The organism is Pseudomonas sp. ICMP 10191, from assembly GCF_001467335.1.
Taxonomy (GTDB): Bacteria; Pseudomonadota; Gammaproteobacteria; order Pseudomonadales; family Pseudomonadaceae; genus Aquipseudomonas; species Aquipseudomonas cerasi.
On record NZ_LKGW01000129.1, the window covers coordinates 1 to 14,411 of the forward strand.

At 60.1% G+C, this 14,411-nt stretch carries 14 protein-coding genes; 3 read left to right on the forward strand and 11 right to left on the reverse strand.

Translation table 11 applies throughout. The features are described from left to right. Positions 1 to 89 precede the first annotated feature (89 nt). The 9 genes from AO388_RS20200 to AO388_RS20240 all read right to left on the reverse strand — a co-directional run bounded on the left by AO388_RS20200 (position 90) and on the right by AO388_RS20240 (position 8,192). Positions 90 to 251, reverse strand: a complete 162-nt coding sequence (locus AO388_RS20200) for a DUF2986 domain-containing protein (RefSeq protein WP_065351023.1) — start codon at positions 249 to 251, stop codon at positions 90 to 92. 63 nt (positions 252 to 314) lie between these two features. Beyond that, complete coding sequence (locus AO388_RS20205; protein WP_058416999.1) at positions 315 to 2,060, reverse strand: OPT family oligopeptide transporter; 1,746 nt, start codon at positions 2,058 to 2,060, stop codon at positions 315 to 317. 156 nt (positions 2,061 to 2,216) lie between these two features. Then, entirely contained in the window at positions 2,217 to 2,750 is a 534-nt protein-coding gene (locus tag AO388_RS20210; protein ID WP_054080708.1) for an AAA family ATPase, read from the reverse strand. A gap of 75 nt (positions 2,751 to 2,825) precedes the next feature. After that, positions 2,826 to 3,113 (reverse strand): YceK/YidQ family lipoprotein, encoded by a 288-nt coding sequence (locus AO388_RS20215; protein ID WP_003365194.1) that lies wholly within the window; start codon positions 3,111 to 3,113, stop codon positions 2,826 to 2,828. A 41-nt stretch (positions 3,114 to 3,154) separates the two neighbouring features. After that, entirely contained in the window at positions 3,155 to 4,108 is a 954-nt protein-coding gene (locus AO388_RS20220) for an alpha/beta hydrolase (protein WP_058417000.1), read from the reverse strand. Between the two features lie 48 nt (positions 4,109 to 4,156). Continuing rightward, positions 4,157 to 5,176 (reverse strand): transketolase family protein, encoded by a 1,020-nt coding sequence (locus AO388_RS20225; protein ID WP_058417001.1) that lies wholly within the window; start codon positions 5,174 to 5,176, stop codon positions 4,157 to 4,159. Beyond that, positions 5,173 to 6,021, reverse strand: coding sequence for a transketolase (locus AO388_RS20230; RefSeq protein ID WP_058417002.1), 849 nt, complete (start codon positions 6,019 to 6,021; stop codon positions 5,173 to 5,175). The genes AO388_RS20225 and AO388_RS20230 overlap by 4 nt, the downstream gene beginning before the upstream one ends. Positions 6,022 to 6,039: 18 nt before the next feature. After that, complete coding sequence (locus AO388_RS20235) at positions 6,040 to 7,341, reverse strand: MFS transporter (protein WP_032609495.1); 1,302 nt, start codon at positions 7,339 to 7,341, stop codon at positions 6,040 to 6,042. Between the two features lie 101 nt (positions 7,342 to 7,442). Next, complete coding sequence (locus AO388_RS20240) at positions 7,443 to 8,192, reverse strand: SDR family NAD(P)-dependent oxidoreductase (RefSeq protein WP_003365186.1); 750 nt, start codon at positions 8,190 to 8,192, stop codon at positions 7,443 to 7,445. A gap of 188 nt (positions 8,193 to 8,380) precedes the next feature. Between AO388_RS20240 and AO388_RS20245 the strand changes: the two genes are divergently transcribed. Next, the gene (locus AO388_RS20245; RefSeq protein ID WP_003365185.1) at positions 8,381 to 9,298 is read left to right on the forward strand and encodes a LysR substrate-binding domain-containing protein; all 918 of its coding nucleotides are present in this window, start codon (positions 8,381 to 8,383) and stop codon (positions 9,296 to 9,298) included. 87 nt (positions 9,299 to 9,385) lie between these two features. On the opposite strand, the gene AO388_RS20250 is transcribed toward AO388_RS20245, so the two are convergent. Continuing rightward, positions 9,386 to 10,330, reverse strand: coding sequence for a bestrophin family protein (locus tag AO388_RS20250; RefSeq protein WP_058417003.1), 945 nt, complete (start codon positions 10,328 to 10,330; stop codon positions 9,386 to 9,388). A gap of 342 nt (positions 10,331 to 10,672) precedes the next feature. Between AO388_RS20250 and AO388_RS20255 the strand changes: the two genes are divergently transcribed. Further along, positions 10,673 to 12,124, forward strand: a complete 1,452-nt coding sequence (locus AO388_RS20255) for a hypothetical protein (RefSeq protein ID WP_058417004.1) — start codon at positions 10,673 to 10,675, stop codon at positions 12,122 to 12,124. A gap of 83 nt (positions 12,125 to 12,207) precedes the next feature. Here the strand turns inward: AO388_RS20255 and AO388_RS20260 are convergent, their stop codons facing one another. Further along, positions 12,208 to 13,512 (reverse strand): pectate lyase, encoded by a 1,305-nt coding sequence (locus tag AO388_RS20260; RefSeq protein ID WP_058417005.1) that lies wholly within the window; start codon positions 13,510 to 13,512, stop codon positions 12,208 to 12,210. A gap of 279 nt (positions 13,513 to 13,791) precedes the next feature. Here AO388_RS20260 and AO388_RS20265 point away from each other — a divergent pair, with 279 nt between their 5' ends. Continuing rightward, positions 13,792 to 14,286: a CesT family type III secretion system chaperone gene (locus AO388_RS20265; protein WP_032609531.1), complete on the forward strand. Its 495-nt coding sequence runs from the start codon at positions 13,792 to 13,794 to the stop codon at positions 14,284 to 14,286. The last annotated feature ends 125 nt before the right edge of the window (positions 14,287 to 14,411 follow it).

Below are 14,411 nucleotides of genomic sequence, written 5' to 3' on the forward strand. Positions count from 1 at the left end.
ACGATAGTTGCGATGATCGTTCCGCACGCTCCAGCGTGTGAATGCAGGTCTCGACGTTCTGCGTCGCACGATGGCGCTTACGTGGCAGGTCAGCCTTCGGACGGGCTGGTCGAGTCCTGATCCGCTTCGGCCGCCAGCTTCACGCGGTCGGCCTTGCTGATGTATTTGGTCTTACTCTGCGGGGCCAGTTTGGCGCTGGCTTTTTTGGCATGAGCTTTCAGCAACTGCTGGATTTTCTTGCGACGATTCATATTCTTCAACTCGCTTGCACAGGCGCGAATCATAGCAGTTTGCCTGTCGCGCCATGCATGCGACTACCCGCCGTTCTGAACCATTTGCCACAACGACGCACCGACGCCGGTAATGCTCTCGCCGGCAATCAGGCCTGCCGCTGCGGTGATGGCGAAGCGTTCGGTAAGTGACGGCCAGCGACAGTTCACCAGCCAGGTGAGCACCGCACCGAGCGCCATCATCAACGACACCGAGGCGGGCAGCACGAAGGCCAGGCCCAGGGCTGCGGCGCTGGGCAAGTACCGGGCGCGATACGCAGGTAGTGTGCTGTCGAGGATGCCCAGCAGCAAGCCGGCCAGACCGCCGATGAAAATCGCCCAGCGGATGCTTGCCGACAGCGAATCCAGACCGTGCGTCAGGGTCTGCGCCACAGCCTTCCAGGTCGCCACCGCCGGGGCTGGCCACTCCTCGGTGAGCAGCATCGATTGCGGGTCCGGGATCAGCGCCATATAAGCCAGGACCCCGACGATACTGCCGACGCAAATCCCCAGTGTCTGGGCGATCAATTGTTTGCGCGGCGTGGCGCCAATCGCCCGGCCTACCTTGAAGTCGTTCATCAAATCGGTGCATTGCCCGGCTGAACCGCCTGCGGTGTTGGCGCTCATCAGGTTGATCGGCACCTGACCGGGCGCGACGATACCGAAGCTCAGTTGCGATAACTGCCCGATTGCGCCGATGGGCGGGATACCCGTGGCACCGACCACACGAGCCGCCACGGCCGCCAGGCAGATCGCCAGAGGAATGGTCAGCAATGCCATCCACAGATTGATACCGAACAACAGCGCCTGCAGGCTGACCACCAACAGGATCGCCAGCGCAAAACCGGCGGCCGGCCCGGGCTTGGGCATTGACCAGGGCGTCCCGCCGCTGGCTTTGGTAGACGCGTGCAGTGTCCACAGGCGGATAGCCAGCGAAGCCAGCGTCGAACAGACCATCAGGCTCACGCCCGGCCACAGCAACCATTCCACCAGCGCGGCGAACTGCGGGCCGCTGCTGTCGGACGGCAACGTCACCAGCCCCTGTTCCAGCAGCCACGGCGCCAGGCCACCCCAGGCCAGCACGGCACCGATCAGCAGGGTCAAGCCGACGCGAATACCGATAATCGCCCCGAACCCCACCAGCAGCAGCGAAGGGTCCGCGGTAAAGGTCAGGCGCTCCAACTGAGCGCTCGGCGACCAGCGCGGGAACGCCCATACGAACGTGTCGATCCACTTGGCCAGCGCCGACAGCAACGCGGTACTGAGCAACACCTTGAGGCGCGTCGCAGCTTCACGGCCGTGATTGTAGATGTGCAGGAGGGTTTCCAGAGTGGCCATGCCTTCGGGAAACTTCAGCGATGTGTCATTGAGCAGTGACGGCCGCAAATACCAGGCAATCCAGATCCCCAGAAAGCTCACCGAAAAGACCCAGGCGATCATCGGGATGGCGTCCAATTGCTGGCCTGTCAGCAAGGTATAAGCCGGAATCGGCGCGACCAGCCCGCCAGAAATGATCGACGCAGCGGCCGAGGCGACCGTCTGATTGATGTTGCTCTCATGCAGCGTCCACGGCAGCTGCCCGGAGGCGCGCTTCGACAGCCCTTGCCAGATCGCATAACCGATCAACAGCGCAATGATTGACATGTTGAACGACCAGCCGATCTTCAACCCGGCGTACACATTGGAAGGCGTCAACAGGATACCGAGCACAACCCCGGTAATCACCGCGCGCAGACTGAGCTCACGCTCGACAGGGCTGGCAAGAGGGTTCGATGGTGAGGTCGAAAGCATGCGAATTCCTTTCGGCAATGAGACAAGGCAACCTATAAAGTGAGCGCCATATCGGCCGAAGGTTCATATGGCAGGCTTCGTTGTGGAGTGGCGTTAAGGCATCCGTTTGTCCCGATCTTTGCCGACCGGCTACGCAGGGTGCCTGTTGCGGGAGCATCAGAAATCAGACTCTTGGAAGGACGTCGCCACGCGCCCTCTGATGAATGACAGGCGGTGAACCAGGATATCCAGCCCCTCGTCAGTGTGTGGAGTCTGGAAGTAGCGCGTGATCAGCCTGAACTCCGCATCTGTAGCCGCAAAGTCATGCTCTGCTGTTTCGTTACGAGCATGCAGTCTGGCAAGGCAAAGATCATCTTCCACATCGAGATAGTGCAGTCGATGTTTAACCTGAGCGTCTTCAGCCAGGCTGCGAAGCCATTGGCGGTCGGCAAGCGTATTGGCTGGGAAATCCAGAACCACGCACATGCCGGACTTCAGCATGTCGATGACCAAAGGGCCGATGATGTCGCGAATCCGATGGGCCAGACGCACGTAGTCCGCCACTGATTTGATCTCGTCAGGGTAGAGCCGAGAGAGCCATTGATCTTCACTGAGCAGGATCGCTGAATGCTCGGTCGCGATTGATTTTGCCAGTGTCGATTTACCGGATGCGATCTTGCCGCACAGCAGGTGAAGTTTCGTGGCGAGCATCAAGGCGTGTCCCTTTTCCAGCCGTAAGGTGTGCATTCCTGAGCAGAGGCGAGGCCGTGACCCTGCGGGAGGCTCTCAGCCAAGCACATTCAGCGCATCATTGAAATGGCACTCGCGATCGTCACCGCCAAGGTTTTCCGGCAGGAAAGCGGTGAGGTCGTAGGGCAAAAACAGCGTATCCAGGGCCAAAGAGAACGGCACGTCTATCAGCCAGGGCCAGGTTGATGTCACGTCTTTGGTACCCCATGCCCAGCCGTGTCGTGTTCCGGGATAGACGCAACGTTCACCATCGAGGTGATACATCAGGCTCCAACAGCCGCTCAGTGAGATGGCCGTAGTAAGTAACAGGCATTGCTTGAGCATACATTCCCTTGTTTCCGAGTTGATGCAACATGCGCGTCATTCTAGTCGCATAACCCTGCTGCGATCATCCTGCGCATGGCCCGGGCAATATCTTGCGTAGCCTGCGCTGTCTGCTCGCCTGGCAACTGATCGAACATATGCGGCACGCCTGGGTAGACATGCAATTCCACCGGCACCCCAGAGCGCGACAGGGTCAGCGCGAATGCCAGGTCCTCTTCCAGAAAGAGATCGAGTGCGCCAACGCAGATGAAAGTGGGCGGCAGATCGCTCAGGTCGGTGGCCAGTGCGGGGGAGAACAGGGCTTTGCGATCATCGTCCAGTGCGTAGGCACCGCGCAGGCATTCCCAGCAAAAATGATTGGCCTGACGCGACCAGCTGAAAGTGCCGGTAGTCGGGTTGGCTGACGCAGCGTCGGGTGTGCCTGTACGGTGATCCAGCATCGGGTAGATCAGCACCAGGCCGGCGATGGTCCGCAGACCTCTGTTTCTTGCCAGCAGGGCGAGCGCGGCAGCAAGCCCGCCGCCGGCGCTGTGGCCCATGATCACCAGGTTGCGGGTGTCCATGCCCTGCGTCAGCCCGTTGCTCAATACCCACTCCAGCGCTGCGTAACAGTCCTCCAGCGGGATCGGGAATGGATGCTCGGGTGCAAGCCGGTAGTCGACGGCAATGACTATTGCCTGGAGCTCGACGGCCAGCGTTGCGAGGTAGTCATCGGCCATCTCCGGGCTGCCCAGTACAAAGCCGCCCCCGTGGATATACAGGATGACGGGGAGTCCAGAGTGAGAGAGCGAAAGGTCCGGACGATAAAGACATAACCTGACGCCGTTGTCCGAATCGGAGGAGGTCCAGTGTTGCTCGCCGCGCTTTGTGGCGGCGGTTGCCCATGAGGCGCTGACGCGAGCCCTGATGTCGGCAAGGGTGTGCAGCGTCCAGTTGCTCGACGGCTCGTCCATGAACCAACGATAGGCCGGGTCCAGTAATTCATCGGCGTTCAATACGTGCTCCCGAGGCGCAGGGAGATAAGCCCCTGCGCCTGTCAGTGCTTAAAGCCACGCCTTGATTTGCGTACAGACGGCGGGCGTGGAAATGCCATAACGATCATGCAGTGTAGGCAGCGCTCCAGCGTCGAGAAAAGCGTCCGGCAGGGCGATCTGCCTGAACGTGGGCGTCACGCCATTGCGCAGCAGCACCGTCGCCACTGCTTCGCCCAGCCCGCCAATGACCGAATGGTTTTCGGCCGTCACCACCAGCCGGCCCGGCTTTCTGGCTTCAGCGAGTAGGGTCTGTTCGTCCAGCGGTTTGATGGTCGGTACGTGCAACACTGCCACGTCGATACCGTCAGCCTGCAGCTGCTTGGCCGCTTCCAGTGCACGCATGGTCATCAGGCCGGTGGCAATGATCAGCACGTCGTTGCCAGTGCGCAGTGTCTTGGCTTTGCCGATCTCGAATGTGTAACCGTATTCGTCCAGCACCAAGGGCACGTTACCGCGCAGCAGGCGCATGTACACCGGGCCCTGATGTGCTGCGATCGCAGGGACCGCCTGTTCGATTTCCAGTGCATCACAGGGGTCGACGATCATCAGATTGGGCATGGCGCGAAAGATCGCCAGGTCGTCGGTGGCCTGATGGCTCGGCCCGTAACCGGTGGTCAGGCCCGGCAGACCGCAGACGATTTTGACGTTCAGGTTATCTTCGGCAATCGCCATGCAGATGAAGTCGTAAGCGCGACGCGAGGCGAACACCGCATAAGTGGTCGCAAACGGTACGAAGCCTTCCCGAGCCATGCCCGCAGCCGCGCTCATCAGCAACTGTTCGGCCATGCCCATTTGATAGAAACGTTCAGGGTGCGCTTTGGCGAAGATGTGCAGGTCGGTGTATTTCGACAGGTCAGCCGACAGCCCGACGATATCCTGACGTTGCTCCGCGAGCGCCGCCAATGCATGGCCGAACGGAGCCGGGCGAGTGGCCTGACCCTCGGACGCGATAGACGCGATCATCGCCGAGGTGGTCAGTTTTTTCTTCGTGGCGCCGGACGGAGCCGGTGTGTGATTGGCAGAACTCATACGGTTTTCCCCTCGTCGAGGTTATTCAGTGCGATGTCCCATTCGTGCTCATCCACGCGGATGAAGTGGGTCTTTTCACGGGTTTCCAGAAACGCCACGCCCTTGCCCATTTTGGTGTCGCAGATGATGACCCTGGGCTGCGCGCCGTCGTGCTGGCGCGCGTTGTCGAAGGCGACGACGAGCGCGTCCAGATCGTTGCCGTCGACCCGTTGGGTAAACCAGCCAAACGCCTGCCAGCGATCGACAATGGGTTCGAAAGCCAGTACCTCACTGGAGTGACCATCGGCCTGTTGGTTGTTCACATCGATGATCGCGATCAGGTTGTCCAGCTTCCAGTGCGAGGCGGACATGGCCGCTTCCCAGGTGGAGCCTTCGTTCAGCTCGCCGTCCGACAGCAGGTTGTAGACGAAAGAACGCGAGTTCTTGCGTTTCAAACCCAGACAGGCCCCTACGGCAATGCCCAGCCCGTGACCCAGTGAGCCACCGGTGATTTCCATGCCGGGGGTGTAGGTGGCCATTCCGGACATGGGCAATCGGCTGTCGTCGGAGCCGTAGGTTTCCAGTTCATCGAGCGGGACGATTTCCGCCTCTATCAATGCCGCGTACAGCGCAATGGCGTAGTGGCCGATCGACAGATAAAAGCGGTCACGCTGTTCCCATTCAGGGTCTTCAGGGCGATAGTTCAGCGCGTGAAAATAGGACACGGCGAGCAGGTCCGCAGCGCCCAGCGCCTGTCCGACATAACCCTGGCCCTGAACCTGGCCCATGCGTAATGCGTGTCGACGAATGTTATGAGCACGCTGCGCCAGCGAAGTGGAAGGCGCAGGTAAAGTCTTGGCTGTCATGGTGATTACTCCGTTGACTCAACGATTGACCGAGGCGGCAGGGATGCGCAGCACCAGATAGGCGCCGATGAACAGCACGCCGGTAATCAGGTACATGCCAATGGCGCTTGAGCCGGTCGTGGTGGTGATCCAGCCGATCAGGTAGGGCGAACAGAAGCCCGCGAGATTGGCGAAGCTGTTGATTCCGGCGATCCCGGCGGCCGCCGATACCCCGCCCAGCAGGGTGGTGGGCAGCATCCAGAACAGCGACGATGCCGAGAGAATGCCTGCTGCGGCGAGGCACAGGCTGAGCACCGAGAGCAGCAGATTGCCGCCGAACAGCGCTGCCAGGCTCAGCCCGAGCGCGCCTGCGATCATCGGCCCGACCAGGTGCCAGCGGCGTTCTCGATGCTTGTCGCCGCTGCGCCCCATCAACAGCATCACGACGATTGCGCACAGGTAGGGAAGGCTGGTCATCAGGCCGATATGCAGCGGGTCGGAAACGCCTGCATTGCGAATCAGCGTCGGCAGCCAGAAGGTGATTGCGTACTGGCCCATCACCACGCAGAAGTAGATGCACGCCAGCAGCCACAGACGCTTGTCGCGAATGAAGGCGCCTACCGACGCGTGTACCACTTTCTGGCTGTTGTCCTCTTGCAGCTCCTTGTTGACCAGTTCCTTTTCTTCAGCGGACAACCATGTCGCCTGATGCACGCCATCTTTGAGGTAGCTCAGGACCAGCAAGCCGACGATCACCGTCGGGATCGCTTCGAGGACGAACATCCATTGCCAGCCGGCCCAGCCATGAACGCCTGCGAAGCGGGTCATGATGTAGCCCGACAGCGGGCCGCCGATCATGCCGGACAGCGGGATGGCGATGAACCACAGCACGGTCATGCGCGCGCGGCGATAAGAGGGGAACCAGTACGTTAGGTACAGCAGCAGACCGGGTGCCAGACCGGCTTCCGCCACCCCGAGCAGAAAGCGCAGGGCGTAGAACTGCCAGGCAGTTTCGACAAAGGCGAAGAGCGCGGAAATAATCCCCCAGGAGATCATGATGCGGGCGATCCAGCGTCTGGCACCGACCCGGTGAAGGATCAGGTTGCTGGGCACCTCACAGAGGAAATAGCCGATGAAAAACATGCCTGCACCCAGCCCGTAGACGGTTTCGCTGAAGGCCAGGTCGTTCATCATCTGCAGCTTGGCGAAGCCGACATTGACCCGATCCAGGTACGCGCACAGGTAGCACAGCATCAGGAACGGCATCAGTCGCCAGGCGGTCTTGCGGTAGGCATTGGCGCGCGTGGTCGACACCGCGTCGAGGGTCATGGTGGTTATCATGATGGTCTGATCTCTTGTTTTTATAGATCGGCCAGGCAACCGCCTGGCGTATCGTCGATCCAGAACAAACACAGGCTGTTTGCCAGCCCGTCCACTCGCGGTCAGTGAATCAGCATGCCGCCGTTCACATCCAGCGTGATACCGGTGAGGTAGGACGACAGGTCGCTGGCCAGAAACAGCGCGGCATTGGCCACGTCCTGCGCTGCGCCCAGGCGGCCCAAGGGAATGCCGTCGATGATCGCGTGGCGTCGCTCATCCTGCATCAGACCGCCGGTGATATCGGTATGAATCAGGCCGGGAGCGATGGAGTTGACACGCACCTGATCGGGGCCGAATTCCCGCGCCATTGCCTTGCCAAGGCCCAGCACGCCGGCTTTCGCTGCGCTGTAGTGAGGCCCGCCGAAAATACCGCCGCCGCGCTGGGCGGAAACCGAAGACATGCACACGATACTGCCCGAGGACTGGGCGCGCATGGTCGGGATCACCGCTTGTGACATGAGCAAGGTGCCGCGCAGGCTGACGTCGAGCACCTTGTCGTAATCGGAAGGGCGGATGTCCAGGGTCTTGATGGGTTGTGTGATACCGGCGTTATTCACCAGAATGTCGATGCGACCATAGTGCGCGATAATTTTGCTGACGGCCTCGTGAACCTGACGTTCGTCGGCGACGTTGGCCGCCAGGCCGAGATGACCTTCGCCCAGTGCGGCGGCGGCATCGCGTGCTGCGGACTCGTCGAGATCGATAATCACCACGCGTGCGCCGTGGTTGGCGAAGGTGATCGCGGTTGCGCGACCGATACCGCGTTCCGACGCCGCGCCGGTGATCACTGCAATTTTGCCTTGAAGTAGCATGAGGGTTACCTCTGATTATTGTTATTGGGTTCGATTCGGGTGATCGATGACTTCAGAGTGTTCCCGGTGCCGATCCTGAGCAATGCCGCAAAAATCACTGGATGCTGAAAAAAATTCACCTCTCGTCAATTCGACAGGCGAGTGGTTGAATGAATGAAACTCGAATAATCGGACACATCGGAGCATCCATGCGGCCTGATGACGATGCACCGCTGAGCCTGCCACCGCTGAAAGCGCTTCAGGCTTTCGAGCAGACGGCGCGCTTTGGCAACCTGGCAAGAGCCGCCGAAGTACTGGATCTGACGCCGTCGGCGGTCAGTCACCAACTGGCCCGGCTGGAGGCCTTGATTGGCCGGCAGTTGTTCGTTCGGGCCGCCCGTGGTGTGACCCTGACGCCGGTCGGTGAGCAGTATCTGAAAGATGTCTCCGGAGTGCTGCACAGTCTCGCCGTCGCCACCGAGCGTGCCGCCAGCGATGTCAGCCTCGATTGCCTGCGTCTGCATTCTGCGCCCAGTTTCGGGCTGCTGTGGCTGATGCCCAGGCTGGAAGCCTTTCGCGTAAGCCATCCGGACATTCAGATCAACCTGTCGTGTTCTTACGAGTCGCTGCATTTCAGCAGGGACAAGATCGACGTCGATATCCGGCATGGCAGGCCGAACTGGCCGAGTTATGAAGTGCGCACCTTGCGTGACGAGAAATTCGCTGTGCTGGCGTCTCCGCAGCTATTGGCGCGACGTCCGGTGGAGAGCGCCGCTGGCTTGCTCGACCGCGAACTGATTCTCTCCGAGGCCACACTGCTGAAATGGCCTGAATGGTTTGCCCGGCATGGTCTGGCTCGTCCGGAAAAGCCCTACGCGCTGAGTTTCGACCGCTCATACATGACGCTCGAAGCGGCCAGCCACGGTCTGGGGTTTGCATTGGAAAGTACGTTGCTGGCGCAAAAATACCTGGCCACGGGTGAGCTGATCGAAGTTGCCCCTCAAGCCCTGACTGCACCGGTCGCCGCGCACCATCTGGTATTCCCCAAGGCGCACTCCAGCTTCCCCAGAGTCAGGCGATTTCTGGAATGGATGGAAGGCGAACTGGGGCAGGGATTTGTGTTTTGAACCGTGCTGCCTGTGGTCTGGCAATGGGATGCTCAATGTCCCGGGTGGCGTGCCAACGTTGAACATCGGCACGCCAGTCAAGCGCTTCTAAACGACCAGCCGATGCGGTTGCCAGGCGCTGCCCTGCTGATCTTGCGCGTCAATCACCAGACTTTGCCTTGCCGGTGCATCAAACATCGAGCGCAGGTTCTTTTCGATGGTGTTGCACAGGTCTTCCATGCGGATCCGGTGCTGGCTGGCGCCGAACGGGGCTTGCAGGTCAGTGCCGATGCGGTCCATTGCCAGCAGCATGCAGCCGACCACCGTGGATATCGCCGGGGTGAACCAGCCCAGAGTGGTCACCATGCTCAGCGGCATGATGATGCAGAACAGGGTACTGAACAGTCTGGGGAAATAGACATACGGGTAGGGCAGCGGCGTATTGGCGATGCGTTCCATCCCGCCCTGGCAGTTGGACAGTTCGACCATGGTCGACTCCAGTCGCGCCAGGCGGATGCTGTCGATTCGCCCTCCGGCAAACTCTTCGGAGATCATGGCCGCCGAGCCATTGAGGATGTCATTGGGAAAGTTGTTGCTCTCTTTTGCGCGCTGAATCTCGGAATCCGATAACAGCCCTTCAAGTTTCGCTTTGCTGACATCGCCTTTCAAATGAGCGCGCAGTGCCCGCAGGTAAGCCACGTGACGATTGAACAGCACTTCTTTCACCGGGTTGCCGCGCTCGTTGGCATTGCCTTCAATCAAGGTCAGTACCTGGCGGCCATAGCTGCGCGAGCTGTTGACCATCGCGCCCCATAACGTGCGTGCCTCCCACCAGCGGTTGTAGGCGCTGGAATTGCGAAAGCTGATCAGCACGATAAGCGCCGAGCACAATAGCGTAAGCGGCATCAGCGGGAGATCTATCCCAGCACCCTGGACCAACATGAAGTCCATGGTCACGGCCACGTCCCAGAGCAGAAGCCAGAACAGTGACCAGCCAACGTAGGTGACCGTTCTGCTGATGCACCGCCATTTTTTTTCAAAAGGACCAGACATTGCGGCACTCCTTTGCTGGGTTGGAAGAGGTTTGGCGCGGTCAATCAACACGCCACGCTGCAAACTTACTGACCGAGGCTTAAAGCTCGCTTAATTCTCCATGGTGGCGAAACAGTCACGCCTGTCTTGACCATGGCGGCCCATGCCGACAGCTGGAACCCCCGGCACAGTTGCGACCACACAGCCTTGTCGGTCCTCTTCGCTGACGGGCACCCGGACGTTTGCAATTCCTATCACTCTCGGACCGACGCCCCATTGTCTTGCCTGTTTACAAGCAAGTCGTCCGGCCAGACCCGTCTCGTCGCGTTGCTACGCAACTTACGCAATAGAGAGGGAGTTTCCATGAACATCAACCGAACCGGCAGCCCGCACCCCAGCATCGAGCTGGAGCGGTTTTATTCCGCACCGCAATCATTGGCCTCCAGTTCCGTACGCGAGCTCAGCCCTGCCGAGCAGACCATGTTGGATTCCATTACCGATTACCTGAAAGATCATGTGTTCGCTGCGCACAAACTGCCGTTGAGTGAGTCGGCCGTCGACCAGGACGCTGTTCATGCGCATAACGAGCAGATCGACAACATCATCGATACTCGCGCCAGACGCTTGCTGGACGAGGGCGAAACGCCTGCCAGCATTGGCGAAACCTTCGCCAAGGCGGAGAAGTTCGACAGGATGGCAACCACCGCTTCGACCGCGCTACGTGCCACGCCGTTTGCCGCTGCGTCGGTGTTGCAGTACATGCAGCCTGCCATCAACAAGGGCGACTGGCTGCCGACGCCGCTCAAACCCCTGACGCCATTTGTGTCCGGAGCGCTGTCCGGTGTCATGGATCAGGTGGGCACTACGGTCATGAATCGCGCCACGGGCGACCTGCACTACCTGAGCACCTCGCCTGAGAAACTGCATGATGCGATGGCTGCTTCCGTGAAGCGTCATTCGCCGGGTGTCATGCGTCAGGCGGTCGATCTGGGCATTGCCGTTCAGACTTACAGTGCGCGTAATGCGGTGCGTACCGTGCTGGCGCCAGCACTGGCATCCAGACCCGCCGTGCAGGGTGCGGTCGACATCAGCGTGTCGGCGGCAGGTGGCCTGGCGGCCAACGCGGGGTTCGGCAATCGGATGCTCAGTGTGCAGGCGCGTGATCACCTGCGCGGCGGTGCATTCGTGCTCGGCATCAAGGACAAGGAACCCAAGGCAGACTTGAGTGAAGAAACCGACTGGCTTGAGGCCTACAATGCGATCAAGTCAGCCAGCTACGCCGGCGCGGCGCTGAACGCCGGCAAGCGGATGGCGGGTCTGCCGCTTGACGTCGCCACCGACGGCCTGAAAGCGGTGAGAAGCCTGGTGTCGGCCACCGGTCTTGCGCAAAACGGGCTGGCCCTGGCGGGCGGCTTTGCCGGCGTGGGCAAATTGCAGGAGATGGCGACCAAAAATATCACTGACCCGGCCACCAAGGCGGCGGTCAGCCAACTGACCAATATGGCCGGCTCGGCAGGTGTGTTCGCAGCCTGGACCACGGCCGCAGTCGCAACCGATCCCGCAGTGAAAAAGGCCGAGTCGTTCTTGCAGGATACGGTTAAATCGGCGGCGTCGAGTTCGACCAGCTATGTAGCCGATCAGACTGTCAAGCTGGCCAGGGCGGGCATCGACGCGAGTAGTGAGGCGATTGCTGCGACGGGGGCATCCCTGCGTGACACATTACGTCGTCGCAATGCTCGTGAGCCGGACATAGAAGAGGGTGGCATTGCAGCGGGTTCACCGAGCGCGGTGCCGTTTCAGCCAGGGCGCTCATAAGCGTCTCCAACCATAGCCGGTAAAGGAAAGGGGCGCCCTCTACGGAATGCGCCCCTTTGCTTGTTCCTCATGTATGCGTCGTATCAAAGCTCGGTGTGCTGGGTAGACGCCTTGGTCTTGTCATAGGCGTGCTTGACGTCGCTCATGGCGATGTCGCCAGTGGCCAGCTTCAGGTTATCGCTGTCGCTTTTGACGAGTGCGAACTTGCCATGGGTGGCGTCCACGCCATTGAGCTCGACACTCATGTCATCAAACTGTTTGCCGCCATTGGTGCGGACCAGCGTACCGAAATCGGTGGCTTTGAAACCGTCGACTTTCAGGTGAGTATCGGCGTTGAGCTGAATGACCTTGTCATCGGCACCGTTGGCGCTGCTGTTAGTGATGTTCAGGTTGGTGACCTTTGCGCCTCCTTCGCCCTTGACCGTGATCATGTCTTCACCGACGTTCTGGGCGTGCACGTTATCAATGGTGACCTGCTCCGAGTTCTTGGCATTCACGTGGATGCCGTCGGCTTCGTTCTCACCCAAGTTCACGTTTTTCAGCACAGCGCCTTCGGCCAGTTCGAACAGGGGTTTCTGATGTTCGTCCTGGTCGCCGGTGCCCATCGACTTGTCGGCGGTAAAGGTTGCACCGTGGCCGTCATACACCTGGCCAGGACCGACTTCGATGGTGTCTTTCTCGACATTGACCTCGCCGGATTGCTCAAGAGAGCCCGTTGTATCCGAAACCGTGCCGTTGCCCGAGCTGCGGCCGGGATTGGCCAGTTGTGGGGTGACTTGAGGCGTTACGCTACCACCGCCACCGCCACCGCCACCGGTTCCGTCCTCGGTCGAAGGCGTGCCGCTGCCGTCTGCGCCAGTCGACGCATAACTACCGCCGCCGTCACCTTCAGTGGTTGGGGATGTACCGCCACCATCGCCACCACCCGACGCTGCCGTTGTACCGCCGCCGCCGTCGTCACCGCCTGAAGCCGCCTCAGTACCACCGCCACCGCCACCGCCTTCGGTCGATGGCGTACCGAGTCCGCCATTGTTCTGAAACGGGTCTTGCCACTCGTTGGAGTCCTGACCCGTGTCCTGTTTTTTATTGAGGTTCATGAGCATTTGCAGCAGCGATGTGACGAGCGCGCTGAGCAGCTTGACGACGTTGGACTGCGGGTCAGTTGCAGCACTGCTGTCGGTGGGGCTTTGAACCGTATTGTCGGGCTTTCCGAAACTGACGTCTTTCTGGCTGGCAGTGTCGAACAGCAGGGCACTCGGGTCGACGGCCTGTGCAGTGCTCTCATCGTTGAACGTATTGGTCTGTGGGCTCTTGCCGCTCAGCGCCGAGAAGTCCAACTGGGTTGAAGCGGGTTGGTAGGTGGTGGAGGAGTTGATACCGATGCTCATGGTGCTTTACCTCGATGGGATGGACATATGAACCAGCGTCGTCTTCCGGATTTACCGGCGTTGATCGCCGCGTCCTTGTCGGGCTCTATAGGTCGATGAGGACTCTGCCTTGGCGTTGCCCGAAGTGAGTGGCAACACGGTGGGATGGGTTCCCGTTTGTGTGCGTTGACTGGCGATGATCCCGATGTACGTGTCTGGAGAGGCAGACTCGCCCCAAGGAACCAAAACACCTNAGCAAAAAAAATGGTGTGGACCCACATCGCACTCAGAGGCCGTGAAATGAACAAAAATGATGAGTATCAAACGCTTATAAATGAGATTTGCGCGCTCAGCCTGATCTCCGAACCCGAACGTTTTTACGAGTCAGCCAATTTCAAAATCAGCGACGTCGACTTCACACTTCACTATCAGGATCGCGACGAGGGGCGTGCGATTCTGATCTACGGGGATATGGGCGCGTTGCCCGCGCGCAATCGCGACAGCGCATTGCTGGCGTTGATGGACATCAACTTTCATATGTTTTCGGGTGCCCACAGCCCGGCTTTCTCCTGGAATGCCCAGACCGGCCGAGTGCTGCTGATGGGATCGATAGGCCTTGAACGAGCGACAGCCGAGGGCGTGCTGTTGTTGATGAAGTCCTTTGCCGACCTGGCCAGAGAGTGGCGCGAACACGGTTTCATGGGACCGGTGGGCACTGCGGGTGCCCCGCTCAATATGCCCGCTTCCAAGGCAACCATGCGTGATAATCCTGCGAGCGCCGGGAGGTTCCAATGATCGGCACACGAGTCGGCGGATCAGGCAGTACCGAGATCGTCCAGGCGAACCAGCCGCAGCCAGCTGCCGCTGTCGCCCAGGCTCATCCACACGCGGTAAGCCCGGGCAGCAACCCGCCGCTGACC

Bases quoted from the DNA above. Each gene is read 5' to 3' on its own strand.
- AO388_RS20255 (WP_058417004.1), top strand. From the start codon at position 10,673: ATGAACATCAACCGAACCGGCAGCCCGCACCCCAGCATCGAGCTGGAG.
- AO388_RS20250 (WP_058417003.1), bottom strand. From the start codon at position 10,330: ATGTCTGGTCCTTTTGAAAAAAAATGGCGGTGCATCAGCAGAACGGTC.
- AO388_RS20265 (WP_032609531.1), top strand. From the start codon at position 13,792: ATGAACAAAAATGATGAGTATCAAACGCTTATAAATGAGATTTGCGCG.
- AO388_RS20215 (WP_003365194.1), bottom strand. From the start codon at position 3,113: ATGCTCAAGCAATGCCTGTTACTTACTACGGCCATCTCACTGAGCGGC.
- AO388_RS20230 (WP_058417002.1), bottom strand. From the start codon at position 6,021: ATGACAGCCAAGACTTTACCTGCGCCTTCCACTTCGCTGGCGCAGCGT.
- AO388_RS20260 (WP_058417005.1), bottom strand. From the start codon at position 13,512: ATGAGCATCGGTATCAACTCCTCCACCACCTACCAACCCGCTTCAACC.
- AO388_RS20240 (WP_003365186.1), bottom strand. From the start codon at position 8,192: ATGCTACTTCAAGGCAAAATTGCAGTGATCACCGGCGCGGCGTCGGAA.
- AO388_RS20200 (WP_065351023.1), bottom strand. From the start codon at position 251: ATGAATCGTCGCAAGAAAATCCAGCAGTTGCTGAAAGCTCATGCCAAA.
- AO388_RS20235 (WP_032609495.1), bottom strand. From the start codon at position 7,341: ATGATAACCACCATGACCCTCGACGCGGTGTCGACCACGCGCGCCAAT.
- AO388_RS20205 (WP_058416999.1), bottom strand. From the start codon at position 2,060: ATGCTTTCGACCTCACCATCGAACCCTCTTGCCAGCCCTGTCGAGCGT.
- AO388_RS20225 (WP_058417001.1), bottom strand. From the start codon at position 5,176: ATGAGTTCTGCCAATCACACACCGGCTCCGTCCGGCGCCACGAAGAAA.
- AO388_RS20210 (WP_054080708.1), bottom strand. From the start codon at position 2,750: ATGCTCGCCACGAAACTTCACCTGCTGTGCGGCAAGATCGCATCCGGT.
- AO388_RS20245 (WP_003365185.1), top strand. From the start codon at position 8,381: ATGCGGCCTGATGACGATGCACCGCTGAGCCTGCCACCGCTGAAAGCG.